This is a genomic window from Rhizobium croatiense (genome assembly GCF_019793465.1).
Classification (GTDB): Bacteria; Pseudomonadota; Alphaproteobacteria; order Rhizobiales; family Rhizobiaceae; genus Rhizobium; species Rhizobium croatiense.
Genome location: NZ_JAILYJ010000016.1, coordinates 145993 through 172271 on the forward strand (window position 1 = coordinate 145993; position 26279 = coordinate 172271).

The 26279-nt window shown below is 62.0% G+C and carries 24 protein-coding genes; 16 read left to right on the forward strand and 8 right to left on the reverse strand.

Annotation, left to right across the window (positions count from 1 at the left end):
- Window positions 1–103 precede the first annotated feature (103 nt).
- Entirely contained in the window at window positions 104–1399 is a 1296-nt protein-coding gene (locus tag K6M89_RS23930; protein ID WP_222141218.1) for an MFS transporter, read from the reverse strand.
- A gap of 128 nt (window positions 1400–1527) precedes the next feature.
- Between K6M89_RS23930 and K6M89_RS23935 the strand changes: the two genes are divergently transcribed.
- A complete protein-coding gene (locus tag K6M89_RS23935) occupies window positions 1528–2106 on the forward strand; it encodes a TetR/AcrR family transcriptional regulator (RefSeq protein WP_222141219.1) in 579 nt (192 codons plus the stop codon).
- A 2-nt stretch (window positions 2107–2108) separates the two neighbouring features.
- On the opposite strand, the gene K6M89_RS23940 is transcribed toward K6M89_RS23935, so the two are convergent.
- Both K6M89_RS23940 and K6M89_RS23945 read right to left on the reverse strand, forming a co-directional pair.
- Window positions 2109–2906 carry a class I SAM-dependent methyltransferase gene (locus K6M89_RS23940; protein WP_222141220.1) on the reverse strand — a complete coding sequence of 266 codons (798 nt, stop codon included), beginning with the start codon at window positions 2904–2906 and terminating at the stop codon, window positions 2109–2111.
- 116 nt (window positions 2907–3022) lie between these two features.
- Window positions 3023–4003 carry an aldo/keto reductase gene (locus K6M89_RS23945; protein WP_222141221.1) on the reverse strand — a complete coding sequence of 327 codons (981 nt, stop codon included), beginning with the start codon at window positions 4001–4003 and terminating at the stop codon, window positions 3023–3025.
- Between the two features lie 200 nt (window positions 4004–4203).
- Here K6M89_RS23945 and K6M89_RS23950 point away from each other — a divergent pair, with 200 nt between their 5' ends.
- Window positions 4204–5832, forward strand: a complete 1629-nt coding sequence (locus tag K6M89_RS23950; RefSeq protein WP_222141222.1) for an AMP-binding protein — start codon at window positions 4204–4206, stop codon at window positions 5830–5832.
- Here the strand turns inward: K6M89_RS23950 and K6M89_RS23955 are convergent.
- From K6M89_RS23955 to secA, 3 genes are all read right to left on the reverse strand, one after another.
- Window positions 5829–7106: a GNAT family N-acetyltransferase gene (locus K6M89_RS23955; RefSeq protein ID WP_222141223.1), complete on the reverse strand. Its 1278-nt coding sequence runs from the start codon at window positions 7104–7106 to the stop codon at window positions 5829–5831. The two genes, K6M89_RS23950 and K6M89_RS23955, sit on opposite strands and share 4 nt — an antisense overlap.
- Window positions 7107–8522 (reverse strand): lipopolysaccharide biosynthesis protein, encoded by a 1416-nt coding sequence (locus K6M89_RS23960; RefSeq protein ID WP_222141224.1) that lies wholly within the window; start codon window positions 8520–8522, stop codon window positions 7107–7109.
- A 178-nt stretch (window positions 8523–8700) separates the two neighbouring features.
- On the reverse strand, window positions 8701–11415 hold the full coding sequence (secA, locus tag K6M89_RS23965; RefSeq protein ID WP_222141225.1) for a preprotein translocase subunit SecA: 2715 nt from the start codon (window positions 11413–11415) through the stop codon (window positions 8701–8703).
- A gap of 246 nt (window positions 11416–11661) precedes the next feature.
- Between secA and K6M89_RS23970 the strand changes: the two genes are divergently transcribed.
- From K6M89_RS23970 to K6M89_RS23995, 6 genes are all read left to right on the forward strand, one after another.
- A complete protein-coding gene (locus tag K6M89_RS23970) occupies window positions 11662–12543 on the forward strand; it encodes a peptidylprolyl isomerase (RefSeq protein ID WP_222141226.1) in 882 nt (293 codons plus the stop codon).
- A gap of 115 nt (window positions 12544–12658) precedes the next feature.
- Complete coding sequence (gene argJ, locus K6M89_RS23975) at window positions 12659–13900, forward strand: bifunctional glutamate N-acetyltransferase/amino-acid acetyltransferase ArgJ (protein WP_222141243.1); 1242 nt, start codon at window positions 12659–12661, stop codon at window positions 13898–13900.
- Window positions 13881–14687, forward strand: a complete 807-nt coding sequence (locus K6M89_RS23980) for a GNAT family N-acetyltransferase (protein ID WP_222141227.1) — start codon at window positions 13881–13883, stop codon at window positions 14685–14687. Before argJ ends, K6M89_RS23980 begins: the two co-directional genes overlap by 20 nt.
- A complete protein-coding gene (mutT, locus tag K6M89_RS23985; protein WP_222141228.1) occupies window positions 14684–15097 on the forward strand; it encodes an 8-oxo-dGTP diphosphatase MutT in 414 nt (137 codons plus the stop codon). The genes K6M89_RS23980 and mutT overlap by 4 nt, the downstream gene beginning before the upstream one ends.
- 230 nt (window positions 15098–15327) lie before the next feature.
- Window positions 15328–15645, forward strand: a complete 318-nt coding sequence (locus tag K6M89_RS23990; RefSeq protein ID WP_004671792.1) for a hypothetical protein — start codon at window positions 15328–15330, stop codon at window positions 15643–15645.
- A 69-nt stretch (window positions 15646–15714) separates the two neighbouring features.
- On the forward strand, window positions 15715–15882 hold the full coding sequence (locus tag K6M89_RS23995) for a Flp family type IVb pilin (protein WP_097608954.1): 168 nt from the start codon (window positions 15715–15717) through the stop codon (window positions 15880–15882).
- 76 nt (window positions 15883–15958) lie between these two features.
- On the opposite strand, the gene K6M89_RS24000 is transcribed toward K6M89_RS23995, so the two are convergent.
- Window positions 15959–16843, reverse strand: coding sequence for a methyltransferase domain-containing protein (locus K6M89_RS24000; protein ID WP_222141244.1), 885 nt, complete (start codon window positions 16841–16843; stop codon window positions 15959–15961).
- Window positions 16844–16920: 77 nt separating this feature from the next.
- Between K6M89_RS24000 and K6M89_RS24005 the strand changes: the two genes are divergently transcribed.
- The 4 genes from K6M89_RS24005 to K6M89_RS24020 are packed head-to-tail and all read left to right on the forward strand — an operon-like array spanning window position 16921 to window position 19279.
- The gene (locus K6M89_RS24005) at window positions 16921–17697 is read left to right on the forward strand and encodes a ComF family protein (RefSeq protein WP_222141229.1); all 777 of its coding nucleotides are present in this window, start codon (window positions 16921–16923) and stop codon (window positions 17695–17697) included.
- Window positions 17698–17728: 31 nt separating this feature from the next.
- Window positions 17729–17986, forward strand: coding sequence for a glutaredoxin 3 (grxC, locus tag K6M89_RS24010; RefSeq protein WP_010002303.1), 258 nt, complete (start codon window positions 17729–17731; stop codon window positions 17984–17986).
- 10 nt (window positions 17987–17996) lie between these two features.
- Window positions 17997–18854, forward strand: coding sequence for a carbon-nitrogen hydrolase family protein (locus K6M89_RS24015; protein WP_222141230.1), 858 nt, complete (start codon window positions 17997–17999; stop codon window positions 18852–18854).
- On the forward strand, window positions 18851–19279 hold the full coding sequence (locus K6M89_RS24020) for a DUF1178 family protein (RefSeq protein ID WP_222141231.1): 429 nt from the start codon (window positions 18851–18853) through the stop codon (window positions 19277–19279). The genes K6M89_RS24015 and K6M89_RS24020 overlap by 4 nt, the downstream gene beginning before the upstream one ends.
- Before the next feature lie 57 nt (window positions 19280–19336).
- Here K6M89_RS24020 and ubiG read toward each other — a convergent pair whose 3' ends face one another.
- Complete coding sequence (ubiG, locus tag K6M89_RS24025; RefSeq protein WP_222141232.1) at window positions 19337–20083, reverse strand: bifunctional 2-polyprenyl-6-hydroxyphenol methylase/3-demethylubiquinol 3-O-methyltransferase UbiG; 747 nt, start codon at window positions 20081–20083, stop codon at window positions 19337–19339.
- A gap of 295 nt (window positions 20084–20378) precedes the next feature.
- Here ubiG and K6M89_RS24030 point away from each other — a divergent pair, with 295 nt between their 5' ends.
- The 4 genes from K6M89_RS24030 to prmC all read left to right on the forward strand — a co-directional run bounded on the left by K6M89_RS24030 (window position 20379) and on the right by prmC (window position 25976).
- Window positions 20379–21653, forward strand: coding sequence for an aspartate kinase (locus tag K6M89_RS24030; protein ID WP_097584677.1), 1275 nt, complete (start codon window positions 20379–20381; stop codon window positions 21651–21653).
- 89 nt (window positions 21654–21742) lie between these two features.
- Window positions 21743–24010, forward strand: coding sequence for a phosphoenolpyruvate--protein phosphotransferase (ptsP, locus tag K6M89_RS24035; RefSeq protein WP_097584679.1), 2268 nt, complete (start codon window positions 21743–21745; stop codon window positions 24008–24010).
- Window positions 24011–24039: 29 nt separating this feature from the next.
- Window positions 24040–25119: a peptide chain release factor 1 gene (prfA, locus tag K6M89_RS24040; protein ID WP_222141233.1), complete on the forward strand. Its 1080-nt coding sequence runs from the start codon at window positions 24040–24042 to the stop codon at window positions 25117–25119.
- Window positions 25116–25976 (forward strand): peptide chain release factor N(5)-glutamine methyltransferase, encoded by an 861-nt coding sequence (gene prmC, locus K6M89_RS24045; protein WP_222141234.1) that lies wholly within the window; start codon window positions 25116–25118, stop codon window positions 25974–25976. Before prfA ends, prmC begins: the two co-directional genes overlap by 4 nt.
- Window positions 25977–26279: the final 303 nt, after the last annotated feature.

Below are 26279 nucleotides of genomic sequence, written 5' to 3' on the forward strand. Positions count from 1 at the left end.
TCTAACATGTGTGCGCCTGCGCATGCAAGACGGACGAACGAAGTTATCGCGGCAATCCGGTGGAGAGACCCAGCCTTGCTTCGAGGCCGGGTCCTCTCCGAGATCAGTGGGCCGCGGCAGGGGCGGCACTCGGTAGGCCTGACTTCTTCAGCGTGATCGCCAGAATCGAGGCCAGCAGGCAGAAAGCGCCGGCGACGAAGAAAGCGGGCAGATAGCTCGACAGTTCCGTGCGCGAGAGACCGGCGCCGTAGGCGGCGGTGGCGGCGCCCAGCTGATGGCCGGCAAAAACCCAGCCGAAGACGAGGCCGGCCTTTTCACGGCCGAAGCGGTCGGCGGCGATCTTGACGGTCGGCGGCACGGTGGCGATCCAGTCGAGGCCATAGAAGATGGCAAAGATCGAAAGGCCGTAGAAGCTGAAATCGCTGAAGGGCAGATAGAGCAGCGACAGGCCGCGCAGGCCGTAGTACCAGAACAGCAGCCAGCGATTGTCGAACCGGTCGGACAGCCAGCCGGAGCCGACGGTGCCGAAGAAATCGAAGATGCCCATGACGGCAAGCACGCTGGCGGCGGCCACCGGCACGATGCCGAAATCGCCGCAGAGGGTGACGAAATGGGTCTGGATCAGGCCGTTGGTGCTGAGGCCGCAGATGAAGAAGGTGGTAAACAGGATCCAGAAGGTCGAGGTCGTCGAAATCTCGCGCAGCGTGGTGAGCGGAGTCATCAGGGCAGCGCCGAGCGTCGGCCTGGCGGGTGCCGGCGTCACATGCGCCTCGCCCAAAGAGGGCAAATTGACGTCAGCCGGCCGGTCGCGCATGAAGGCGAGAACGGCAAGGGCCGCGACCATGATCATGGCGCAGACGAAAAACACTGTCGAGCGCCAGCCGTAACGCTCCGTCAGCTCCGCCATCAGCGGCAGGAAAACGAGCTGGCCGGTGGCAGAACTCGCCGAAAGCATGCCGACGACGAGGCCGCGATGCTTGGTGAACCAGCGCGTCGACACCGTTGCGGCGAGCACCATGGCCGTCAATCCGGTGCCGAAGCCGACGACGATGCCCCAGAGCAGCAGGAGCTGCCACAACGTCGTCATGAACAGCGAGCCGACGAAGCCTATGCCGATCAGCGTCAATGCAAAGACGATGACCTTGCGCACACCGAAATAATTCATGAAGGCGGCGGCGAACGGCCCCATGAAGCCGAACAGGATCAGGCGGATCGCAAGTGCGAAGGAAATCTGCGAGGTTTCCCAGCCGAATTCGTCCTGCAGCGGCTTGATCAGCACGCCGGGCGCACCCATGGCGCCTGCCGTCACCAGCATGGTGAGGAAGGTGGCGGCAACGACGACCCAACCGTAATGAATGTTGCGCCGGGCAAGGGTGGAGGCAAGGGCTGTGGAAACCATGAGCACGATTCCGTTCGGATTCAGATAGGGGAAGGCACTGGACCGATTTACATGATGGTCATCATATTTCTTGCGTATTGATGATGGACATCATATAATTTGTCAAGCCGCTATTTCTGGAGACGACGATGCGGGTCACCCGCGAGAAATTTGCCGAAAACCGCGAAAAGATTCTGAGTGTTGCCGGTGTGCTCTTCCGGGAAAACGGTTTTGACGGCGTCGGCGTTGCCGACATCATGAAGGCGGCGGGACTGACGCATGGCGGCTTTTACGGTCACTTCAGTTCCAAGGATGAGCTGGCACTGGAAGTCAGCCGCAAGCTGATCGATCGGGTGGGAGAGCGCTGGAAGGAACATATCGCCAGTTCGCCGGAGCGGCCGCTCGAAACGCTTCTCGACCATTATATTCACTGGCGCACGGTCGATGATCCCGGTGGCAGCTGCGTCTTCGCAACACTGATCCAGGAGGTGAGCCGCAGCCGCGGCGCGGTTCGGGCCGTTTTCAGCGACGGCCTGTCCGTGCTGGTCGACACGCTTGCCGATATTGTTCCCGGCGAGACCGAAGAGGAACGCCGCGCCAATGCCGCAACGACGCTGTCATCGATGATGGGCGCCGTCATTCTTGCCCGCGCGGTCGAGGACCGCGGGCTTGCCGAGCAGTTTCTGGTGACGATGCGCCGGCAGCTCGATCCTGCCAACCGGACATAGTCTCAGTCGCGGGAGGCGATGAGGGCGTTGGCCTCGATGATCTCGGTGAATTTTCCGTCCGGCGAGAGAGCGGCGAGCTCGCTTCGTAAAGCCTGTTCGAATTCGGCTGTGCTGTCACCGAGCGCCTGCGGCGAGGTGACCGACATGGAGAAGGCACGGCCGACGATCTCGTCGGCGTCGAGCAGCCGCTCGGTGACGATGCCGATGCGTTCGAGATTGAGGAAGGCGGAGCGCAGCAGAAATTCCTCGTGCTTTATCCAGTCCGGCCCGCGGCGAAGCTGTCGTTCTGTTCTGATCGGTTCCGGCGAAAAGCGTTCGGAGACCTTTTCCAAAACGTCGCGCCAGGCGGGTGAGGCGGAGATGTGGCGGTCGCCGAAAAGGATGACGGCGCCCTCCGGCTCGGTCAGCCTGTCCAGCGTCGCAAGCGTTGCGGCGCGGTCCATCCAGTGGAACGAGCGGCCCATGGTCGTGATCTTCAACGGTCCGAAGGCGGGGCCGAGATCGTAGGAGGAGCCGAGGACGAATTCGGCGTGAATACCGGCTGCCGCCGCGCCCTCGCGGGCCGCGTCCAGCATTTCCGGCTCCGGATCGAGACCGGTGACGTCGGCACCGGCAAGCCGGGCGAAAGCGATGCCGATCTGGCCCGGTCCGCAGCCGAGATCGAGCAGGCGGTCGCCTGGCCGAAGGCCAGTTCTGACGGTCACGCGTTCGATCAGCGCGTCGGGATAGGGAATACGGAAACGGCTGTAATAGGCGGCGGTGGTGTGGAAGCGGCGGGGCTCGAAAGGAACGGTGGTCATGACGGACGATTCCTCGATATTTCAGGCAAGCGCTAGGACGGAACTGTGACCGGCCTGTGCCGTATCCCGATCCTCTCCCGCGGTCGGGAGAGGATCTGGGCGCTGAGAAGAGGCGGCTATTTGAAGCCGGCGACGGCATGCGGGATATAGGGTGCTTCCAACACGGCGATTTCCTCGGCAGTGAGCTTGACCGTGAGCGAAGCGACGGCGTCCGTCAGGTGGTTCGGTTTGGACGCGCCGATGATCGGCGCGGTCACCACGCTCTTCTGCAGGATCCAGGCGGTGGCGACCTGGGCGCGGGAAATGCCGCGGGTCCGGGCGATCTCGGCCACCGCCTCGACGATCCTGCGGTCGGCATCGATCGACTGCGTGTAGAGCGTCTTGCCGAATTCGTCGGTCTCGCTGCGGGCCGTCGGCTCGTCCCAGTCACGGGTCAGGCGGCCGCGGGCGAGCGGGCTCCAGGGGATGACGGCGATCTTCTGGTCTTCGCAGAGCGGCAGCATTTCGCGCTCCTCCTCGCGGTAGAGCAGGTTCAGATGGTTCTGCATGCTGATGAATTCCGTCCAGCCGTTCAGCCGGGAGACGTAAAGTGCCTTGGCGAATTGCCAGGCATACATCGACGAGGCGCCGATATAACGCGCCTTGCCCGCTTTGACGACGTCATGCAGCGCTTCCATCGTTTCCTCGACCGGCGTCGTGTAGTCGAAACGGTGGATCTGGTAGAGGTCGACATAGTCGGTGCCGAGACGGCGCAGACTATTGTCGATCTCGTCGAGGATCGCCTTGCGTGACAGGCCGGCGCCGTTCGGACCCGGCCGCATGCGGTTGAACACCTTGGTCGCCAGAACGATATCCTCGCGCTTGGCGAAGTCCTTGATGGCGCGCCCGACGATCTCCTCCGAGGAACCGTTCGAATAGATGTTGGCGGTGTCGAGAAAATTGATGCCGAGGTCGATCGCCTGCTTGATCATCGCCCGGCTTTCCTCTTCGCGCAGGCTCCAGGCGTGATTGCCGCGGCCCGGATCGCCGAAGGTCATGCAGCCCAAGCAGATTTTCGACACTTCGAGACCGGTCTTTCCAAATTTGACATATTCCATGAAACGACTCCGTGAATTGAGACACCCCGTGCGGAGTTTCATGATCTAGTGCGAAACCGTCAAAGTCGCAGGGAGGCGCAGGCGGAATCGGCGCGGCGATGCGTACAATGATGCGTGATGCGGCCGCCGGTTCCGTCGCCGGCTTGCACATCCGCGCCGCAAGGTGTTAGCTGCTGCAGCATTTCATCGGAAGCCAGACTATGCGACTGCCCTCCCATGATCGTTACGACGATCTCTATCGTGATTTCTCCTGGCGGATTCCGGAAGACTTCAATATCGGCCGCGCCGTTAGCGACGATTGGGCGGCGAGAGATCCGGAGCGTGTCTGTCTCGAACATTTCAGTCCGGACGGCGACCATCTTTCGCTGACCTATGGCGAGCTTTCCGGCAGCTCTTCCATGTTCGCCAATGCGCTGGCATCGCTCGGTGTCAAGCGCGGCGATCGCGTCGCTCTGCTGATGCCGCAGTCCTTCGAGACCGTGGTTGCGCATGTCGCGATCTATAAGATGGGTGCAATCGCCTTGCCGCTGGCGTTGCTGTTCGGCGTCGAGGCGCTGGAGTATCGGCTGAGGATCTCGGGTGCGGCGGCAATCGTCACCAATGATTTCGGCCTCGATCGTATCCGGCAAATCCGCGATCGTCTGCCGGAACTGCGCCATGTGATCAGCGTCGATGGCGCTCCCGACGCTCTCTCCTTTGCCGATCTCATCGTATCGTATACGCCCGTCTTCGAAGGAGAAAAGACAACGCCCGACGATCCGGCGCTGATGATCTTCACCTCGGGCACAACAGGGCCGCCGAAAGGCGCCCTGCATGGTCACCGTGTTCTGCCCGGCCATATTCCCGGCATGCAGTTCGCCCATGAGGGTTTTCCAAAGGTGGGCGACAAGGTCTGGACGCCGTCCGACTGGGCCTGGGCGGGCGGTCTGCTCAATGCGCTGCTGCCGAGCCTGCTGCTCGGGGTTCCCGTCGTCTCGTCGCCGGCGCAGAAATTCGATGCCGACATGGCCTATCGGATCATGGCGGAGATGGATGTGCGCAATGCCTTCATCCCGCCGACGGCGCTGAGGCTGATGCGATCCGTTTCCGATCCCCGCTCGAAATATGATTTGGTGCTGCGCACGATCGGCTCGGCCGGGGAGGCGCTCGGCCGCGAGACCTATGAATGGGCGCGGCGCACGCTCGGCATCACCGTCAACGAATTCTACGGCCAGACGGAATGCAATTTCGTGCTCTCGTCTGCCGCTGCCCACGGCGTCAGCAAGGCCGGCGCCATCGGCCGGGCGGTGCCCGGACACCGCGTCGCGATCGTCAATGAGGCCGGAGACGAATTGCCGGCGGGCGAGCCAGGCGAGATCGCCATCGCCAGTCCCGATCCCGTCATGTTCCTCGGCTATTGGAACGATACGGCGGCGACGACGCGAAAATTCGCCAAAGGCTGGCTGCTCACCGGCGATATCGGCCGGCAGGACGCGGACGGCTACGTCACCTTCGAAGGCCGCGACGACGACGTCATCACCTCATCCGGATATCGCATTGGCCCGGCGGAAATCGAGGATTGCCTGATCGGCCATCCCGCGGTGCAGCTTGCCGCCGCCGTCGGCAAGCCCGATGCCATGCGCACCGAGATCGTCAAAGCCTATATCGTGCTGGCGCCGGGCCATGCCCCGAGCGAGGCGCTGGCCGTCGATATCCGGGACTGGGTGAAGATGCGGCTTTCGATGCACGAATATCCGCGCGAAGTGGAATTCGTCGAGTCACTGCCGCTGACGACGACCGGCAAGGTGATCCGCCGGCTGCTGCGAGAGAAAGCTGCGACGGAAGGTTAGCCACGGCCGGCGAGCGACATGATCTTCTCGCGCAGCATCTTCGCCATGTTGCGGGTGCTGCGGTACATGTGGAGCTGGGCGGCCACCTGGCGCATGTCGCGGTCGCCGTTCTGCGTCAGGCCGATCACCAGGGTTCCCATCTCCTCGCGCTCCTGCCAGAAGCGGCTCATGATCGGATGGTCGGAGACGGCGCAGGAATCGGAGCGGACGATGTTGGCGTCGTCGAGATGCCATTCGGTGAGTTCGCTCATCAAAAGCTTGCCCGGAGAATAGCGGGCATAGTTTTCGTCATAGGCCGTCTTCCAGGTATAGGCCTCGCCGCCCATCATCAACACCACGATGGCGGCGATCGCCTTGCCGTTGAGGTCGATCGTATGAATGCGCACGGCGTCGACGGCGGCAAGGTTCGACACGGCCTCGCGGGCGAAGGCAGTATGATAGCGGTCGGTGACGAGAGCGCTCCGCCGCTTGCCCTTCCAGCCGCCAGCCTCCATCGCCAGGAATTCTTCGAAGCGGACGTGGATTTCGCGCGGCTGGCGGGCGACGGCATAGACCGCCGTTCCGAGTTCCTCCAGCTGACGCCACTGGCGGCGCATCTCGCGCATATGCGAGGAGGAGATAGTTTTGCCGAGATAGGCAGGCGCCTCTTCCTCGCTCTGCAGCATCGGGCGCAGATAGGGATTGGTCACGGTGAGCGGCAGATTGCGGCCGAGCGCCACGGCCTTGAGCATGCGCACGAAAATTCCGTTCAATCTCAGATCGGGCAGGACCAGGGTGCTCGGCAGGTTGAGATCAGAAACGGTCAGCCCCTCGAAGAAATTGTCGAGGGTTTCGGCCGCATCCTCGCTGTCGACGAGCGGCGTGCCGAGCGGGCCGAAGCTGTTCGACCAGCCGCGGATGATCGAGGGACCGACGGCAAAGCCCGGCTTGTCGACCGAAAACGGCAGCAGGAAACGCATGCGGCTGCGGCCGGCATTGTGGTCGCGGATCAGGGCGAAATTCACCTGCCTGTCTTCGAGCCGCGGCATGGCGGGCGCAAGGAAGCGTCCGGAGAAAAAGACGTTCGGCTCCATCGCCCGGTTGGAGAGGAAGTCGAGCTCGTCCTGAAGTTCGTAGCCGAGCTTGCCGGGGTAGAGGCAAAGTTCACGCCCGGGTCGGCCGATCTCGGCACGGGCCTCGGCCTGCGGTGCCTCGAAATGCAGCGACGCGAGATCATGGATCATGCGGTTGGTGATGCTGTCGGTGCTTGCGGTGACGGGGGGCGGACGCACCATCTATCGAACTCTCATTTCTGGCGTTGCGGCGGAGGGGCTGGCGAAGGCGAAGAGGACGATGCCGAGCGTGCGGCGCACGGCGACATGCAGAAGAACGGCCTCGACCGCCATGGCAGAGGCTGTGGCAATCGCGGTGCCTTCGATGCCGTAATGCGGGATCAAAGCGAGGTTGAGACCGACATTGGCGGCCAATGCGCCGGCATAGAGCGCGACGCAGAGATTCTGCTTGCCGGCCATCATCAGCAGCGTTTCGGCCGGGCCGACCAGCGATTTGGCGAGGATGCCGGCAAGCAGGATCGCCATGACAAGATAACCCGCGGTGAAGACGCCGCCGAACAGCGACAGCAGCAGGTGGCCGGCCGCGAGAACGGCAAGACCGACGCCGAGCGCCGGCCAGAAGGTCCAACGGGCGGCATCGGTGGCGGCGATCGCCAGCTGGGCATGGTCGCCCTCGGCGATGATCGAGGAAAAACGCGGGCCGGAAGCGGCCTTGACCGAGAAATTGATGAAATGCACGAGCGCCATGGTCTTGGCGGCGGCGAAATAGATGGCGACGTCGTGCGGCTCGAGGAAAATGCCGACAACGACGACGTCGGAATTGGTCAGCAGGAAGCTGACGCCCTCGATCAGGAAGATCGGGAAGGCGACACTGAGCCAGGCAAGGAAATCGACCTTGCGCGGACCGTCGTCATAATGCCGGCGTAGGCTGTAAAGCGTCGCGCCATATTGGCCGAGTGCGGTGACGAAGGTGGCCACGAGCGCCGCCTGCATGGCGGTGACGGCCGTATGCTCCGCGCCCGTCGCAATCGCAATCAGCATGCAGGCGATGATGAGGATCGGCCGGATAATATAGACCGGGACCAGCGCCATCACAGGCCAGTGGTTCGCCCGCGAGGTGCCTTCCAGAATATCGCCAAGTGCGATCATCGGCATGGCAAACAGGCCGAGGAAGATCGGGACGAGATAATAGGGCTCGATCAGATCACCGAAGAAATGCAGCCCGAGCATGCCGGCGCCAAGCATCGCCGTGCCGGACAGCAGCGCGAAGATGCGCGCGGTACCCGTCAGGCCGCGGATTTCCTCGAAGGCGCCCGCCGCCTTGTACTGCGGCAGAAAGCGGATGATCGCGGTGTGGAAGCCAAGGCAGGAGAGGTCGCCGAAGACGACAACCAGCACCCAGACGAAAACGAAGATGCCGTATTCATGTTCGCCCATCAGCCGGGCGAGCACGATCTGGGAGACGAAAGCAAGTGCGGCGCTGAGGATGCGGATCGAAAAGGCCGTCAGCGCTATGCGCTGGGCGGCGGCCTTCTCGCCGCCTTCGGTCAGCACGGCCGCGAGCATGCGCAGCGTACGGCCGCCGATCGGGCGCAGTCCCGCCGGCAGCATTTTCTCCGCTGTTTCTATGACCGCCATGATGAACACGCAAAACTCTGAGGTCAGGCAAATCGTCCCCGAAGTCTTGACAGAGCAGGGTTAAGAAACGGTTCCGGAACGGCCCTTGCCCCGCAGACCTGAACTCCAGCCGGCGGGCGTTACCGCTGAAAAGCAAATGCCGCCCGAAGGCGGCATTTTCAGAGTCGTCGTATTTGCCTCAGACCTGTTCGAAGGCGCCGTGGCAATGCTTGTATTTCTTGCCGGAGCCGCAGGGGCAGGACTCGTTGCGGCCGACCTTGCCCCAGGTGGCGGGGTCCTCGGGATTGCGGTTCTCGGGCGCGACCATCACTTCGGAGGCTTGGTAGATCGGAGCGAAATCGTCCTCGCCGGTCATCGGATCGAGATGATGGGCCTGCATCAGCGGCGGTTCGGGTTCGGCCGGCGCCTGCTGCACCAGCTCGACGCGCATCAGCTGGGCGGTGACGGCCTCGCGCAGATTGTTGAGGAGGGCGGTGAAGAGCTCGAAGGCTTCAGACTTGTATTCCTGCAGCGGGTCGCGCTGGGCATAACCGCGGAAGCCGATGACCGAGCGCAGGTGATCGAGGTTGACGATATGCTCGCGCCAGAGATGATCGAGCGTCTGCATGACGATCGAGCGCTCGACATAATGCATGATGTCGTCGCCGAAACGCTCGGCCTTCTCCGTAAAGGCGGCATTGGCGGCTTCCGTCAGACGCTCGCGAATATCGTCCTCGCCGATGCCTTCCTCCCTGAACCAGTCCTCGATCGGCAGATCGAGGTTCAGGATGTTGGTGACACCGGTCTTCAGGCCGACGGCATCCCATTGTTCGGCATAGGCGCGTTCGGGGATATGCTTTTCGACCAGATCTTCGATCACTTCGCGACGCATGTCGGAGACGGTCTCGGAGATATTGGTCGATTCCATCAGTTCGAGACGCTGCTCGAAGATGACCTTGCGCTGATCGTTGAGAACGTCGTCATACTTCAGCAGGTTCTTGCGGATGTCGAAGTTGCGGGCTTCGACCTTCTTCTGCGCGCGCTCGAGCGCCTTGTTGATCCAGGGATGGACGATCGCCTCGCCCTCCTTGAGGCCGAGCTTGGTCAGCATGCTGTCCATGCGGTCGGAGCCGAAGATGCGCATCAGGTCGTCCTGAAGCGAAAGGTAGAATTTCGAGCGGCCGGGGTCGCCCTGACGGCCGGAGCGGCCGCGCAGCTGGTTGTCGATGCGGCGGCTTTCATGGCGTTCGGTGGCGATGACATAGAGACCGCCGGCGGCGAGCGCCTTTTCCTTGAGTTCCTTGATCTCTTCGACGATCGCCTGGATCCGGGCGTCACGCTCCGGACCGGCTTCGATCTCGCCGAGTTCGCGCTCGATCCGCATCTCGAGGTTGCCGCCGAGCTGGATGTCGGTGCCGCGGCCGGCCATGTTGGTGGCGATAGTGACGGCGCCCGGCACGCCGGCCTGGGCAACGATATAGGCTTCCTGCTCGTGGTAGCGGGCGTTCAGCACCTGGAAGTCATTGAAGCCCTGCTTGCGCATGCGCTCGGCAAGCAGTTCCGATTTCTCGATCGAGGTTGTGCCGACGAGCACCGGCTGGCCGCGCTTGTGGGCGTCGAGGATCTCCTCGATGATCGCCTTGAACTTTTCGTCGAAGGTCCGGTAGACCTCGTCGTCCTCGTCGAGACGCTTGATCGGCAGGTTGGTCGGGACCTCGATGACATCGAGATTGTAGATATTGCCGAATTCTTCCGCTTCCGTCTGCGCCGTGCCGGTCATGCCGGCGAGCTTTTCGTACATGCGGAAATAATTCTGGAAGGTGATGGAGGCCAGCGTCTGGTTTTCCGGCTGGATCTGCACCTTTTCCTTGGCTTCGAGCGCCTGGTGCTGGCCTTCCGAATAACGCCGGCCCGGCATCATACGGCCGGTGAACTCGTCGATGATGACGACTTCGTCGTTGCGGACGATATAGTCCTTGTCGCGCTGGAAGAGCTTGTGGGCCTTCAGTGCATTGTTGATGTGATGGACGATCGCAACATTCTCGATGTCGTAGAGCGCGTTGCCCTTCAAGAGGCCGGCCTGGCGGAGCAGGTTCTCCAGCTTCTCGGTGCCTTCTTCGGAGAAGTTGGCCGAGCGCTGCTTCTCGTCGATCTCGTAATCGCTGGGGACGAGCATCGGAATGAAGGCGTCGATCGTATTATAGAGTTCGGAGCGGTCGTCGAGCGGACCGGAGATGATCAGCGGCGTGCGCGCCTCGTCGACGAGGATCGAGTCCACTTCGTCGACGATCGCAAAATTGTGGCCGCGCTGAACCATCTGGTTCTTCTCGTACTTCATATTATCGCGCAGATAATCGAAGCCGAGCTCGTTGTTGGTGGCATAGGTGATGTCGCAGGCGTAGGCGGCGCGGCGCTCCTCGTCGGAGAGACCGTGGATGATGACACCCGTGGTCATGCCGAGGAAGCCATAGATCCGGCCCATGGTCGCGGCGTCGCGCTGCGCGAGATAATCGTTGACGGTGACGACGTGCACGCCCTTGCCGGAAAGCGCGTTCAGATAGACCGGCAGGGTGGCGACGAGGGTCTTGCCTTCGCCGGTCTTCATCTCGGCGATCGCATTCGAGTGCAGGATCATGCCGCCGATCAGCTGTACGTCAAAAGGTCGCAGGCCGAGAACGCGGCGCGAGGCCTCGCGCACGACGGCAAAGGCGGGGATCAGAATGTCGTCGAGCGTCTTGCCTTCGGCCAGAAGAGCGCGGAATTCCGCGGTCTTTGCCGCGAGCTGCTCGTCCGTCAGGGCTTTCGTCTTCTCTTCGATGGAATTGATCGCGGTGACGTTCGGCTGGAAGGACCGCACGCGGCGATCATTGGACGACCCAAATAACTTGCGGGCTATACCGCCAAAGCTGACCATGTGACTGGTCCTTTCTCAATATTCATCCGCGACGTTTCTTGTCCGCGGCCCAGCCGAAAATCAGGCGCACGCCTTGAAACGCCCGGAAACTGTTCTGGACGCGAGGTTGCGTGACAGATAAGAGGGGGGTCGAATGATGTCAACGGATTTGGCGGATACAGAAAGGCCACAATCCGGTGTTGATGGCTATTTTGAGCTGGAATAGGCGATGCTGACGCCGGCGATGAAACTGTGAAGGGTTATTTGATGTTGAGCACCAATAAATTCGTCCTGCTGGCGTTTGCAACTTTCGTTGCATTCCAGGCTCCGGCCCATGCAGAGGACGCCGTCGTCGCCAAGGTCGGCAATCTGGAGATCCACCAGTCGGAACTCGATCTTGCCGTCGCCAATCTCGATCCGCAGCTGGCGCAGCTTCCCGACGACCAAAAGAAGGTCGCAGCTCTCTCCGCCGCCATTGACGTGAAGCTGCTCGCTGCCGACGCCATCACCGAAAAGCTCGACCAGACCGAAGAATTCAAGAAGCGCATGCAATATCTCTCCGATCGCGAGCTGCATAACGCCTATTTCAAGAAGCATGTCGTCGACACCGTGACGCCCGAAGAAATCAAGGCGCGCTACGACAAGGAAGTCGCGGCCCTGCCGAAGCAGGAGGAAGTCCACGCCCGCCATATCCTCGTCAAGACCGAGGACGAAGCCAAGGAGATCATCAAGCAGCTCGACGCCGGCAAGGATTTCGCCGAACTCGCCAAGGAAAAATCCACCGATCCGAACAAGTCGGAAGGCGGCGATCTCGGCTATTTCTCGCGCGGCCGCATGGTCAAGGAATTCGAGGACGCAGCCTTCGCGCTCGAGAAGGGCGCCTATTCCAAGACCCCGGTGAAGACCGACTTCGGTTATCATGTCATCAAGGTCGAGGATAAGCGCGACGCTCCGCCGCCGCCTTTCGATCAGGTGCAGGATCAGGTTCGTCAGCTCGTCATGCGCGACAAGTATCTTGCCCTCCTCAACCAGGCCAAGACGTCCGCCAAGATCGAGATCACGGACGAGACGCTGCGCAAGGGTTATGATCAGGCCAACAAGCAGCCGGAACCGGGCAGCGAGCCTGCCCAGCCGGCGCCGAAGCAGTAATATCCGCGTCAGGGCCCGGTTCTTCCGGGCCCTTCCTTATCGTTGTTGTTGTTGCATTTCCGGACGGCGAGCCGGTTTCCATTTCGCCGGGAAATGCTCATTGGCAGGTTTCATCATGTCCGGTTCCGTCTCTCCGCTTGCTCCGAAATCCTTTGTCGCTATGCCGTCGTTGCGCGGCGTGCGCATGGCGACTGCGTCCGCCGGTATCAAGTACAAGAACCGTACCGACGTGCTGATGATGGTCTTCGACAAGCCGGCCGCCGTCGCGGGGGTGTTTACCCGCTCCAAGTGCCCGTCGGCGCCGGTCGATTTTTGCCGCGCCAACCTGCCCCATGGCAGCGCCCGGGCCGTCGTCGTCAATTCCGGCAATGCCAATGCCTTTACCGGCATGAAGGGCCGCCAGGCGACCGCCCTGACGGCGAAATCGGCAGCCGCCGCCGTCGGCTGCGGCGAGAACGAGGTCTACCTGGCCTCGACCGGCGTCATCGGCGAACCGCTCGATGCCACCAAATTCTCAGGCGTCCTGGATAAGATGCAGGCCGATGCCACCAGCGATTTCTGGTTCGAAGCCGCCAAGGCGATCATGACGACCGACACCTATCCGAAGGTTTCGACCCGCAGCGCCGAAATCGGCGGCGTTGCCGTGACGATCAACGGTATCGCCAAGGGTGCCGGCATGATTGCACCCGATATGGCGACGATGCTCTCCTTCGTCGTGACTGATGCCGATATCGCGCCTGCCGCGCTGCAGGTGCTGCTGTCCGACGGCGTCGGCCCGACCTTCAATTCCATGACCGTCGACAGCGACACCTCCACGTCCGACACGCTGATGCTGTTTGCGACGGGTGCGGCGGCCGAAGATGGCCAGGCCCGCATTGAACGCGCCGACGATCCCCACCTTGCTGCCTTCCGCGCCGCTCTCAACGAAGTGCTGAAAGATCTGTCTCTGCAGGTGGTGCGTGACGGCGAGGGCGCCACCAAGATGCTCGCGATCACGGTGACGGGTGCCGAGAGTGACGCCGCCGCCAAGCGTATCGCGCTGTCGATCGCCAATTCGCCGCTGGTCAAGACGGCGGCGGCCGGCGAAGACGCCAATTGGGGCCGGATCGTCATGGCCGTCGGCAAATCCGGCGAGATGGCCGACCGCGACCGGCTGGCCATCTGGTTCGGCGACGTCAGGGTCGCGGTCAATGGCGAGCGTGATCCCGCTTATTCCGAGGAAGCCGCCTCGAAGGTGATGAAGGCGCAGGATATCCCCGTTAAAGTCGATATCGGCCTCGGCTCTGGTTCGGCAACCGTCTGGACCTGCGACCTCACCAAGGAATATGTTGCGATCAATGGCGACTATCGGAGCTGATCGTTCGTTGGAGCAGGCATCTATTTCCTCGCAGAATTTGCCGCTGGTCCGCAGGCTGGAGGCTGTCGGTTTTCGCGCCTGGCCGGCGGCATCCGTGCAATATGACGGCAGCTGGCAGATCCGGTTGACGGCCGGCCACCCGTCCAATCGGCTGAATTCCATCGTGCCGCTCGATCCCTCGGACCATCGCGACGTCGAGATCCGCCTGGAAAAAGCGAGCCGCAAGTTCGAGGCCTATGGCCGCGCCGCCGTCGTCCGCCAGACGCCGCTGGCGTCGCCGGTGCTGATCGAGCTTCTCAGCGCGCAGAACTGGACGCGGTTCGACGAGACCGTGGTGATGACTTGCGATCTCGCCGAGGCTGCACTGCCGGATACGCTCGATCATCTGCCGACCCATGACGTCGGCCGTTTCGTCGATGCCAATCTGACGGTCGAGAAGGCGCCGCTGAGCTTGAAGCCGGCGCTTGCCGAAATCATTTCCGCGATCAAGCCGCCGTCGGGCCTCTTCATGATCGAAAATGCGGCAGAGGGACCGCTTGCGACCGTGCTCTGCGTCCAGGACAACGATCTTGCCGGCATCATGTCGCTTTCGGTCTGCGAAACGCGGCGGCGCGAAGGACTGGGCACCGAAATCCTGACTTCGGCGCTGCGTTGGGCCCGCATGCGCAGCGCCCGATCGGCCTGGCTGCAGGTAAAGCTTTCCAACCGCCCGGCGATCGCACTTTATGAGCGCCTCGGGTTTCGCGACGCCTATCATTATTGCTACTGGCAGCGGGAGACGCGATGAGCGAGGCAGGCCGGAAGATATTGCTGGTCGCCGCCTGCGCGCTGATCGATGCCGATATGCGTATTCTATTGGCACAGCGTCCCGAGGGAAAATCGCTTGCCGGGCTCTGGGAGTTTCCCGGCGGCAAGGTCGAGCCCGGCGAGACGCCGGAGGAGACGCTGGTGCGCGAGCTCGAGGAAGAGCTCGGCATCAAGACGAAGATCGCCTGCCTCGCGCCGCTGACTTTCGCCAGCCATTCCTACGAGACGTTCCATCTTCTGATGCCGCTTTATATTTGTCGGCGCTATGAAGGCATTGCACAGGGCCGCGAGGGGCAGGCGTTGAAATGGGTGCGTGCGGGGGCTCTGCGGGATTACCCGATGCCGCCGGCCGACGAGCCGCTCATCCCGATGCTGCAGGATTTGCTTTAAAGCGCCTCTCGTTGAGCTTGGTCCGTGCCACCCACCCGCGATTTTTGTTTTGTCGATGTGTCATTATTCTGCAGTCGCCGGACATTTCCAGGCGCTATGCATTAGCGTTTGCTGATTATTATTGCGCCGTGCTGTTTTCGGCTGTGGATATTAATGGATCGTTTAACACCTTCTGCCAAAGATCGGCCTCAATCAAGCATCTGGCGTGCGTATTTAAAAGGCTTGACCTCATGGACGATGATTTCTGGAAAGCGGTCCGGGAAAAGGAACGGGCTTCGTCTGCCTCGCGCAGGACGGGTGCGCTCAATATCGCCCTTCTCTTTGGCACGGCGGTGGTCGCCCTGACGCTGATCCTGACGCCGATGCTTGCCGATTCTTCGAAGAAAAGCGTCTTTGCCAGCGCGCCGGTGGATTTCGACACGATCACTACAGGATCGATCCCGAAGAACGAAGGCGGCAAGCGCTATACGATCCGCCGCAGCGTCCTGCAGGAGACGCCCGGCTCGGTCTGCGTCGTCGAGGGATACGGCGTCGGCGCCGGTTGCTGAAAATGAAGGCCATCGCCTGATGGCCTGCAATTGGTCAATTGCAGTCGATTCACGCAAAGGGTTTGGGTAATGCGTCTTTTGAAAGCATTTCTTGCGGACGGCACAGGTGCGACGGCGGTCGAATATGGCCTGATCGCCGCCGTCATCTGCACGGCGCTGGTCTCGGGTCTCGGTATTTTTAGCGGCAGCCTGCAGAACGTCTTCAGCGTTGTCAGCAACAATATCACCGTCAATTGAAGAGGCGGCCGACTACTTTTGACGGGCTGCAGCATGATGAGTTGCACTAACCGCTGACACTTTTCGATATCATTCGCTATTGCCGGAGCTTGTGCTCGTCCACTTTCAGCGCATCGGCAAGGCGTGCCTTGGCCGAACCCGGCTGGAGCGGCTTCTGCTGGCTCTCGTGAGCCGCCCATCCGGAAACATAGATGATCGAAAAGGTCGCGCGAATGCGTCCGTCGGGATCGGAATAGCGCTCGGCATAGATCTCTGCGGCGCGCAGGAAGAAGGCGCGGGTCAGGGGCATGCGGCCACGGGCTGCGAGCGGATTGCTCATGCCCATGGCTCGGAGATCGCGCATCAGCGGAAAGAGAGAATCATATCGTACCGTGTAGTTCTCAGCGTCGATCACCGGGAGGGTGAAACCGGCGCGCTGCATGAGACTGCCGACATCGCGCACATCGGCGAAGGGGATGACGCGCGGGCTGGCGCCGCCGGTCATTTCGACCTCGGCGGTCAAGAGGGCGTCGCGCAGTTCCTGCAGCGTGCCCGCGCCGGGAATGGCCGCCAAGAACAGGCCGTCCGGCTTCAGGGCACGGCGGATCTGGATGAAAACCCCAGGCGTGTCGTTGGTCAGATGCAGGCTGAGCGGCGCAAGGACGAGATTGGTCGATTGCGGCTCGAGCGGCACGTCTTCGAAAGGCGCTTCGATCAGGGTTTCGCCTGGGGCCGCATAGGCCTTCTCGCTCTCGACGCGGATCATTGTGCTGATCTTGCCCGTCGCCATTGCCGCGCGGGCCGCCGCACCGGTCGTACCATGCAATTCGACGGCGGTTTCGAAACGCCGCTCGACGACCGCCAGCCTCTCGGCCATTTCCTCTGCCGCGATGTCCAGCAGGAAGGCGGCTTTCGGATCGTTGTTGACAAGCGCGCGATGGCGATGTGCGGCGATCAGGGCTCTGTCGAAGATCGTTTCCATGGCGATGTCCATAGTCCCGCCCCGCTGAAGCAGCAAGGCGATTTTCCTTTGAATGAGAACAGGCTAGTCTCGTCGGCATGGGACCGATCGATTTCGAAAGACCGGCGGAGTTCTTGCGGACGCAGCTCTGGCGGCCGTTTTCGGCGCTCGCCGATTTTCTCTATCCGCCGGCCTGTTCCGTCTGCGGCATTTCGACCGGCGGCCATCGCGGACTCTGCGCCAAATGCTGGTCCGGCATCCGCTTCATCGAACGGCCCTATTGCGAGGTGCTCGGCATTCCGTTCTCGCACGATCTCGGCGCCGGCATTCTCAGCGCCGAGGCAATCGCCAATCCGCCGCCTTTCGACCGGCTGCGGTCGGCGGCGACCCACGACCATGCGGTCCGCGACCTCGTGCATGGGTTGAAATACCGTGATCGCACCGATCTGGCGCCGATGATGGCCGGCTGGATGCTGCGCGCCTCTGACGGGACGGCCGAAAGCTGCGATGCGCTGATTCCGGTGCCGCTGCACCGCACCCGCATGCTGACCCGCAAGTTCAATCAGGCTGCCGAGCTTGCCCGCCATATGGCAAGGCTTTCGGGAAAACCGCTGCTTGCCGCCACCCTTATCCGCGTCAAGCGCACCAGCCAGCAGGTTGGCCTCGGCGCCAAGGCGCGCGAGGACAATGTCAGAGGCGCTTTCGCGATTGCCAAGGGTCGCGAAAACGACATTTTCGGCAAACGCATCGTCCTTGTCGACGACGTCTATACGACAGGGGCGACGGTTGCCGCCGCAAGCCGGACACTGCGCAAGGCGGGTGCGGCCGAGATCACGGTTTTGACCTTTGCAAGGGCTCTCTCCGAGCCTATATGACAGAAATACCCGGCATCCGTCTGGAGATATTATGGTACCCGTCACGATCTATACACGACAGTTCTGCGGCTATTGCAGCCGCGCCAAGTCCCTTCTTGAAGAAAAGGGCGTCGACTACGTCGAGCACGACGCGACCTATTCCCCGGACCTTCGCCAGGAGATGATCGGCAAGTCGAACGGGCGGACCACCTTCCCGCAGATTTTTATCGGCGCCGAACATGTCGGCGGCTGCGACGATCTCTTTGCGCTCGACCGTGCCGGCAAGCTCGATCCGATGCTGGCGGCCTGAGGAGGAACCGATGAGTTTCAAGGCTGCCGCCATCCAGATGTGCTCCGGGGTCGATCCGGTCAACAATGCCGCCGCCATGGCGCGGCTGGTGCGTGAGGCTGCCGCCCAGGGCGCGACCTATGTGCAGACGCCCGAGATGACCGGCATGCTGCAGCGCGACCGCGCCGCGGCGCTTGCCGTGCTCGCCGACGAGACGCACGATATCATCGTCAAGACCGGTTCGGAGCTTGCTCGGGAATTTGGCATCTACATGCATGTCGGCTCGACGGCGATCGCGCTTTCCGACGGCAAGCTCGCCAATCGCGGTTTCCTGTTCGGTCCGGACGGCAGGATCCTCAATCGCTACGACAAGATCCATATGTTCGATGTCGACCTCGACAATGGCGAGAGCTGGCGTGAAAGTGCGGCCTATACGGCCGGTTCGGAGGCGCGCGTCCTGTCGCTGCCCTTTGCCGAAATGGGCTTTGCGATCTGCTACGATGTGCGCTTTCCCGCCCTTTTCCGTGCCCAGGCGATTGCCGGCGCCGAAGTGATGACGGTTCCCGCGGCCTTCACCCGGCAGACCGGCGAAGCGCATTGGGAGATCCTGCTGCGCGCCCGCGCGATCGAGAATGGTGTCTTCGTCATCGCCGCGGCGCAGGCCGGCCGGCACGAGGATGGGCGCGAGACGTTCGGCCATTCGATGATCATCGATCCCTGGGGCACGGTGCTGGCATCGGCCGGGGCCACCGGCGAGGCGGTCATCCTCGCCGAGATCGATCCCGGCGCGGTCAAGGCTGCGCATGACAAGATCCCGAACCTGAGGAACGGCCGGGAATTCTCGGTCGAAAAGATTGCGGGGGCAGTCGAAGGAGGCGTTGCCGCTTGATCCGCTATTCTCTCACCTGCGACAATGCCCATGAATTCGAAGGATGGTTTTCGGAAAGCGCCGACTTCGAGCGTCAGGTCGCGACCGGTTTCCTCACCTGCCCGGTCTGCCATTCCGCCGCCGTCTCCAAGCTTCTGATGGCGCCTTCCGTTTCGACGGCGCGCAAGAAGGACGAGAGGCAGACCCTGGCGATGGACGCGATGCGGCAGGAGGCCCTGCAAAAACTGAAAGAGGCCGTCGCGGCCGTCAAAGCCAATTCCGAGGATGTCGGCACGAAGTTTCCCGAGGAGGCCCGCAAGATCCATTATGGCGAGGCGGATGCCCGCGGCATCATTGGCCAGGCGACGTTGGACGAGGCGCAGGCGCTGGTGGAAGAAGGCATCGAGATCGCTGCTATTCCGGTTCTGCCGGAGGATGTGCACTGAAATTCAGCCGGTGCATTGGCCCCAATGCCGAAACGTAGCCGGCTTATGAATGCCGGATCAAGCCGGCCGTTTCGCCAGCATCATATAGTTCACGTCCATATCTCTCGACAGATTCCACTGGTTCGACAGCGGATTGAAGAAGACGCCGGTGCGGTCGGTGATCTCGAGGCCGCTTGCGGCAAGCGGCTTTTCCAGCTCTTCCGGGCGCACCAGCTTTTCATACTGGTGGGTGCCGCGCGGCAGCCAGCGTAAGATGTTTTCGGCGGCGAAGATGGCAAGGGCTGCCGCCTTCATTGTGCGGTTGATGGTGGCAACGAAGATCAGGCCGCCGGGGCGGACCATTTTTGCGCAGGTCGTCATGAAGAACTCGACGTCGGCGACGTGTTCGACCACTTCCATGTTCAGCACGAGATCGAAGGTCTCGCCGGCCTCGGCGAGCTCCTCGGCGGTGACGGCGCGGTAGTCGACCGGAACGCCGGAGGCTTTCGCATGGGTCGAGGCGATGCCGATATTTTTCTCGGAGGGATCGGCGCCGGTGACGGAGGCGCCCATGCGGGCGACCGGTTCCGACAACAGGCCGCCGCCGCAGCCGATATCGAGGACGCGCAGACCCTCGAGCGGGCGAGGGCTTTTCGGATCGCGGCCGAAATTCCCGCAGGCCTTGTCTCTTATATAGGCGAGCCGGACGGGATTGAATTTGTGCAGCGGTTTGAACTTACCAGTCGGGCTCCACCATTCCGCCGCCATCGCCGAGAAGCGGTCCACTTCGCCCTGGTCGATCGTGCTTCTGGCGCCTTCCGTCATCGTCCACTCCTTCGTTCGTCAGATGTGAAGTCGGATGATCACAGGCATAAGTCAAGGGGCGCGAAGCAGGAGACCGGCAGGCGTCGAGCCACCCGGCAACTGCTTTTATCGCGCGCGCTTGCCTACCCCCGCCAAACTCGCTAAGAGACGCCGCAAGTTGGGGCCTTACAGGCCTGGGCTTTTAGAGCGGTTCCAGAAATTGTAACTCGGCTCTTTCGCCAAGCGGTCCGCCCCAGAGCTTTCGTGATGCCGGGTCCGGGTTTCCGTTTTCCGGCGCCAGTCGTGGTAGAGGCATATGGCACGCATCGTAATGAAATTCGGCGGCACGTCCGTCGCTGACCTGGACCGCATCAAGAACGTTGCCCGCCATGTGAAACGTGAAGTCGATGCCGGCCACGAGGTGGCGGTGGTCGTTTCGGCCATGTCCGGCAAGACCAACGAGCTGGTCGGCTGGGTGCAGGGCATGCCGAAGGTGATCGGCGCCAACTCTCCGTTTTACGATGCGCGCGAATATGATGCGGTCGTCGCCTCCGGCGAGCAGGTGACCTCGGGGCTGCTGGCGATTGCGCTACAGGCGATGGATATCAATGCGCGCTCCTGGCAGGGATGGCAGATCCCCATCCGCACCGACAATGCGCACGGCGCGGCGCGCATCCTGGAGATCGACGGCTCCGACATCATCAAGCGCATGGGCGAGGGGCAGGTTGCCGTCATATCAGGTTTTCAGGGGTTGGGACCGGACAACCGCCTCGCCACACTCGGACGCGGCGGATCGGATACGTCGGCCGTCGCCATCGCGGCCGCTGTCAAAGCGGATCGCTGCGATATCTATACCGATGTCGACGGCGTCTACACGACCGATCCGCGCATCGTGCCGCAGGCGCGCAGGCTGAAGAAGATCGCTTTCGAAGAAATGCTCGAGATGGCCTCGCTCGGCGCTAAGGTGCTGCAGGTGCGCTCGGTCGAGCTTGCCATGGTGCACAAGGTGCGTACCTTCGTGCGCTCGTCTTTCGAAGATCCCGATGCTCCGGGCATGGGCGATCTGTTGAACCCGCCCGGAACGCTGATTTGTGACGAGGATGAAATCGTGGAACAGGAAGTAGTCACCGGCATCGCCTATGCCAAGGATGAGGCTCAGATCTCGCTTCGCCGTCTTGCCGACCGGCCGGGCGTCTCCGCCGCGATCTTCGGGCCGCTTGCCGAATCCCATATCAATGTCGACATGATCGTCCAGAATATTTCCGAGGACGGATCGAAGACCGATATGACCTTCACCGTGCCGTCTGGCGACGTCGAGAAGGCGATCAAGGTGCTCGGCGACCATAAGGAGAAGATCGGCTACGACGTCGTGCAAAACGAATCGGGCCTGGTGAAAGTCTCGGTCATCGGCATCGGCATGCGCAGCCATGCCGGCGTTGCTGCTACCGCATTTCGTGCACTTGCCGAAAAAGGCATCAACATCAAGGCGATCACCACCTCCGAGATCAAGATTTCCATCCTGATCGACGGTCCTTATGCAGAACTCGCTGTCAGGACTTTGCATTCCTGCTACGGTCTGGATAAGAATTGATTCCCAGCGGGCGGCCTGCTCCTTCAGGTTGAGGAGACGAAGGCAGGCCGGCCGGGACAGAGTGCGTTGTTTCGGGAGCTTGAGACGTCATGAGAGACCTTTCCGGCGGTCCGCGCGTGCTGCTCAGGCGGCTGCGCGAGTTGATGGCAGAACCGCTGGAGCCGCAGGATCGTCTTGACCGGATCGTCCGGCAGATCGCCGGCAACATGGTGGCGGAAGTCTGCTCCGTCTACGTGCTGCGCGCCGACGGCGTGCTTGAGCTCTACGCTACCGAAGGCCTCAACCGCGAGGCCGTGCACTTGGCGCAACTGAAGATGGGGCAGGGCCTCGTCGGCACGATCGCGGCTTCGGCGCAGCCGCTGAACCTTTCCGACGCGCAGTCGCATCCGGCGTTTCGCTACCTGCCGGAGACGGGCGAAGAAATCTACCATTCCTTCCTCGGCGTGCCGATCTTGAGGACCGGGCGCTCGCTCGGCGTTCTCGTCGTGCAGAACAAGGCGAGCCGCACCTATCGCGAGGAAGAGGTGGAAGCGCTCGAGACGACGGCAATGGTGCTTGCCGAGATGATCGCCACCGGCGAGCTGAAGAAGATCACCAAGCCCGGCCTCGAACTCGACCTGACGCGCTCGGTGACCGTCGACGGCGACACCTATAATGATGGCATCGGCCTCGGTTACGTCGTGCTGCACGAGCCGCGCATCGTCGTTACCAACCTGCTCAACGAGGATGCCGAGAAAGAAATCCGGCGGCTGGCTGAAGCCATGGGTTCGCTGAGGATCTCGATCGACGACATGCTGTCGCGTCGCGACGTGTCGATGGAGGGCGAGCATCGTGAGGTGCTCGAAACCTACCGTATGTTCGCGCATGACCAGGGCTGGGTGCGCAAGCTCGAGGAGGCGATCCGCAACGGCCTGACGGCGGAAGCGGCGGTCGAGAAGGTGCAGAGCGACACCAAGGCGCGGATGATGCGGTTGACCGACCCCTATCTGCGCGAACGCATGCATGATTTCGAGGATCTGGCGAACCGTCTGCTTCGGCAGTTGACCGGTTATACCGGGCGGACGACCGCGGAAGGTTTCCCCAACGACGCGGTCATCCTGGCGCGTGCCATGGGGGCGGCGGAACTGCTCGATTATCCGCGCGCCAATGTGCGCGGGCTGGTGCTGGAGGAAGGGGCGGTGACGAGCCATGTGGTGATCGTCGCGCGTGCCATGGGCATTCCTGTTATCGGCCAAGCGGCGGGTGTCGTGGCGCTCGCCGAGAACGGCGATGCCGTGATCATCGACGCCGACGAGGGGCATGTGCATCTGCGGCCGATGACCGATCATCGCCGTTCCTACGAGGAAAAGGTCCGCTTCCGCGCCAGACGGCAGGAGCAGTTCCGGGCGCTGCGCGCCATCGAGCCGGTCACCAAAGACGGCAAGCGGATCTCGCTGATGATGAATGCCGGCCTGCTGGTCGATCTGCCGCAGCTGTCGGAATCGGGTGCAGAGGGTATCGGTCTCTTCCGCACCGAGCTGCAATTCATGATCGCCTCCACCATGCCGAAGGCGGACGAGCAGGAGCAGTTCTACCGCAACGTGATCAAACAGGCGGCCGGCCGCGTCGTCACCTTCCGCACGCTCGATATCGGTGGCGACAAGGTCGTGCCCTATTTCCGCGGCCACGAGGAGGAAAACCCCGCACTCGGCTGGCGCGCCATTCGGCTGTCGCTCGACCGGCCGGGGCTGCTGCGCACCCAGCTGCGCGCCCTGCTGAAGGCGTCGGCCGATACCGAGCTGAAGCTAATGGTGCCGATGGTGACCGAGGTTTCCGAGCTGAGGATGGTGCGCGAGCTCCTGCAGAAGGAAGTGCAGCATCTCTCGCGCTTCGGCCACGGGCTGCCGCGCAAGCTGCAATTCGGTGCGATGCTTGAGGTGCCGGCGCTGCTCTGGCAGCTCGACGAGCTGATGGAGGCGGTCGATTTCGTTTCGGTCGGCTCGAACGACCTCTTCCAGTTCTCGATGGCCGTCGACCGCGGCAATGCGCGTGTGTCGGACCGCTTCGATCCCCTGGGCAAGCCGTTTTTGCGGATCCTACGCGACATCGTGCGTGGGGCGGACCGGAACAAGACGCCGGTGACGCTTTGCGGCGAACTTGCCGGCAAGCCGCTCTCGGCAATGGCGCTGCTCGGCATCGGCTTCCGCTCGATTTCGATGTCGCCGGCCTCGATCGGGCCAGTGAAAGCGATGCTGCTCGGGCTCGACGTCGGCGCGCTGGCGAAGGCGATGGATGACGTGCTGGACGACAACAGCGCCACGGTGCCGATGCGCGAGGTGCTTGCCCGCTTCGCCGAGAGCCACAATATTCCCCTCTAGGCCTATATTAAGAAGAATCGGAGTGAAGGGTGGCGAAGCTTCCCGTTGAAAAGATGCGCGAGCTGGAACGCCGTTTCGACGAGATCGAAGCGCGCATGTCGGCAGGCCCGGCCGCCGACGTCTATGTGAAGCTTGCATCCGAATATTCCGAGCTGCAGCCTGTCGTCACGAAGATCCGCGCCTACGAGAAGGCCGTCGCCGAGCTTGCCGATCTCGACACGCTGCTCGAAGACAAATCGGTGGATCGCGAGATGCGCGATCTTGCCGAACTCGAACTGCCCGACGTGAAGGAGCGGATCGAGGTGCTGGAGCAGGAAATGCAGATCCTGCTTCTGCCGAAGGATGCGGCGGACGAAAAGAGCGCGATCCTGGAAATCCGCGCCGGCACCGGCGGCTCGGAAGCAGCCCTTTTCGCCGGCGATCTCTTTCGCATGTACGAGCGTTTCGCGGCCGAAAAGAGCTGGAAGGTGGAGGTGCTCTCGGCAAGCGAGGGCGAAGCCGGCGGCTACAAGGAAATCATCGCGACGATCACCGGGCGAGGCGTCTTTGCCAAGCTGAAATTCGAATCCGGGGTACACCGGGTGCAGCGTGTGCCGGAAACCGAGGCGGGTGGGCGCATCCATACCTCGGCCGCCACGGTGGCGGTGCTGCCGGAGGCAGAGGAGATCGACATCGAAATCCGGCCGGAAGATATCCGCATCGATACGATGCGCTCCTCCGGTGCCGGCGGCCAGCACGTCAATACGACGGACTCGGCGGTGCGCATCACCCACCTGCCGAGCGGCATCGTCGTTACCAGCTCGGAAAAATCGCAGCATCAGAACCGCGCCAAGGCGATGCAGGTGCTGCGTTCCAGGCTCTACGATGCCGAGCGGCAGCGGGCCGACAGCGAACGCTCGGCCGATCGCAAGAGCCAGGTCGGCTCCGGCGATCGCTCGGAACGCATCCGCACCTATAATTTCCCGCAGGGACGCGTGACGGACCATCGCATCAATCTGACGCTCTATAAGCTCGACCGAATGATGGAGGGTGAGATAGAGGAGGTCGTCGATGCGTTGATGGCCGACTATCAGGCAAGCCAGCTGGCGCGGCTCGGCGAGCAGCTATGAGCCAGACGGTCGCCGATATGCTTGCCGAAGCGCGCCGTCGCTTCACGGCGGCAGGCATCGCCGATCCGGCAACCGATGCGCGCCTGCTTGTCGCGGGCCTTCTGAAACAGTCATCGACCGAACTGTTGACGCGATCGGCCGAGAAGCTTTCTGCTGATCAGATCGCGGTGATTTCCAAGGCGCTGGAGCGGCGACTCGGCCATGAGCCGGTGCATCGCATTCTTGGCGAACGGGAATTTTACGGGCTGGCGCTACAGCTTTCGGCGGAAACCCTGGAGCCGCGGCCGGATACGGAAATTCTGGTCGATACGGTGCTTCCCTATCTCAAGGACCTTGCAAAGGTCCACGGCCATCTCCATATTCTTGACATCGGAACAGGGACCGGGGCGATATGCCTTGCACTGTTGAGCGAGTGTCCCGAGGCGTCAGGCATCGGCAGCGACATATCGGCGGATGCCCTTGGAACGGCAAGATCAAACGCAGAAAGAAACGGGTTGCAGGATCGCTTTCAGGCCGTACAGTCGAAATGGTTCGAGCAGATCCAGGGCTCCTTTCACGCGATTGTCTCAAATCCGCCCTATATTGCCTCCAATGTCATTCACGATCTCGCTCCCGAAGTGACGAAATTTGATCCGGTTGCGGCTCTGGATGGCGGCCCGGATGGGCTTGACGCCTACAAAGCCATAGCCAAGGATGCGGCAAGGTTCATGAGACCCGACGGGGTTCTTGGGCTGGAAATCGGCTACGATCAGCGAAACGATGTGACGGCGATCTTCGAAGCGAAAGGCTTCAGCTGCCTCAAATCCGTGAAAGATTATGGTCAGAATGACAGGGCGCTCATGTTCGCGCTCGCGTAAGAGGCGATAATTGCGGCATTGGGCGGGACATTATTGTTATTGCGAAGAAAAGGCTTGGATTTCCCAGGGAAGCAATATAGGTTGCGGACACGTGTTGGGCAGATAGGAATGAACGAGATTCGTTCGGTACTTGGTTTGCCTCGGGGGTCCGCTCTTTTAAACGAGAGTTTCAACGGTTGAACACGACCCAACGCGTGAATCAGTCAAACTGACTTGAGAACCAAGCGGCAGGTCGGCGCAGAGGCGCAGTATGCTCGCGGCACAAAGGTCCTGACCCGGTTTTCCGGTCATGGCGGTTGGTGC

Excerpts from the sequence above, each read along its gene's own strand:
- K6M89_RS23930 (WP_222141218.1), bottom strand. The coding sequence starts at position 1,399 with ATGGTTTCCACAGCCCTTGCCTCCACCCTTGCCCGGCGCAACATTCAT.
- K6M89_RS23935 (WP_222141219.1), top strand. The coding sequence starts at position 1,528 with ATGCGGGTCACCCGCGAGAAATTTGCCGAAAACCGCGAAAAGATTCTG.
- K6M89_RS23940 (WP_222141220.1), bottom strand. The coding sequence starts at position 2,906 with ATGACCACCGTTCCTTTCGAGCCCCGCCGCTTCCACACCACCGCCGCC.
- K6M89_RS23945 (WP_222141221.1), bottom strand. The coding sequence starts at position 4,003 with ATGGAATATGTCAAATTTGGAAAGACCGGTCTCGAAGTGTCGAAAATC.
- K6M89_RS23950 (WP_222141222.1), top strand. The coding sequence starts at position 4,204 with ATGCGACTGCCCTCCCATGATCGTTACGACGATCTCTATCGTGATTTC.
- K6M89_RS23955 (WP_222141223.1), bottom strand. The coding sequence starts at position 7,106 with ATGGTGCGTCCGCCCCCCGTCACCGCAAGCACCGACAGCATCACCAAC.
- K6M89_RS23960 (WP_222141224.1), bottom strand. The coding sequence starts at position 8,522 with ATGGCGGTCATAGAAACAGCGGAGAAAATGCTGCCGGCGGGACTGCGC.
- secA (WP_222141225.1), bottom strand. The coding sequence starts at position 11,415 with ATGGTCAGCTTTGGCGGTATAGCCCGCAAGTTATTTGGGTCGTCCAAT.
- K6M89_RS23970 (WP_222141226.1), top strand. The coding sequence starts at position 11,662 with ATGTTGAGCACCAATAAATTCGTCCTGCTGGCGTTTGCAACTTTCGTT.
- argJ (WP_222141243.1), top strand. The coding sequence starts at position 12,659 with ATGTCCGGTTCCGTCTCTCCGCTTGCTCCGAAATCCTTTGTCGCTATG.
- K6M89_RS23980 (WP_222141227.1), top strand. The coding sequence starts at position 13,881 with ATGGCGACTATCGGAGCTGATCGTTCGTTGGAGCAGGCATCTATTTCC.
- mutT (WP_222141228.1), top strand. The coding sequence starts at position 14,684 with ATGAGCGAGGCAGGCCGGAAGATATTGCTGGTCGCCGCCTGCGCGCTG.
- K6M89_RS23990 (WP_004671792.1), top strand. The coding sequence starts at position 15,328 with ATGGACGATGATTTCTGGAAAGCGGTCCGGGAAAAGGAACGGGCTTCG.
- K6M89_RS23995 (WP_097608954.1), top strand. The coding sequence starts at position 15,715 with ATGCGTCTTTTGAAAGCATTTCTTGCGGACGGCACAGGTGCGACGGCG.
- K6M89_RS24000 (WP_222141244.1), bottom strand. The coding sequence starts at position 16,843 with ATGGAAACGATCTTCGACAGAGCCCTGATCGCCGCACATCGCCATCGC.
- K6M89_RS24005 (WP_222141229.1), top strand. The coding sequence starts at position 16,921 with ATGGGACCGATCGATTTCGAAAGACCGGCGGAGTTCTTGCGGACGCAG.
- grxC (WP_010002303.1), top strand. The coding sequence starts at position 17,729 with ATGGTACCCGTCACGATCTATACACGACAGTTCTGCGGCTATTGCAGC.
- K6M89_RS24015 (WP_222141230.1), top strand. The coding sequence starts at position 17,997 with ATGAGTTTCAAGGCTGCCGCCATCCAGATGTGCTCCGGGGTCGATCCG.
- ubiG (WP_222141232.1), bottom strand. The coding sequence starts at position 20,083 with ATGACGGAAGGCGCCAGAAGCACGATCGACCAGGGCGAAGTGGACCGC.
- K6M89_RS24030 (WP_097584677.1), top strand. The coding sequence starts at position 20,379 with ATGGCACGCATCGTAATGAAATTCGGCGGCACGTCCGTCGCTGACCTG.
- ptsP (WP_097584679.1), top strand. The coding sequence starts at position 21,743 with ATGAGAGACCTTTCCGGCGGTCCGCGCGTGCTGCTCAGGCGGCTGCGC.
- prmC (WP_222141234.1), top strand. The coding sequence starts at position 25,116 with ATGAGCCAGACGGTCGCCGATATGCTTGCCGAAGCGCGCCGTCGCTTC.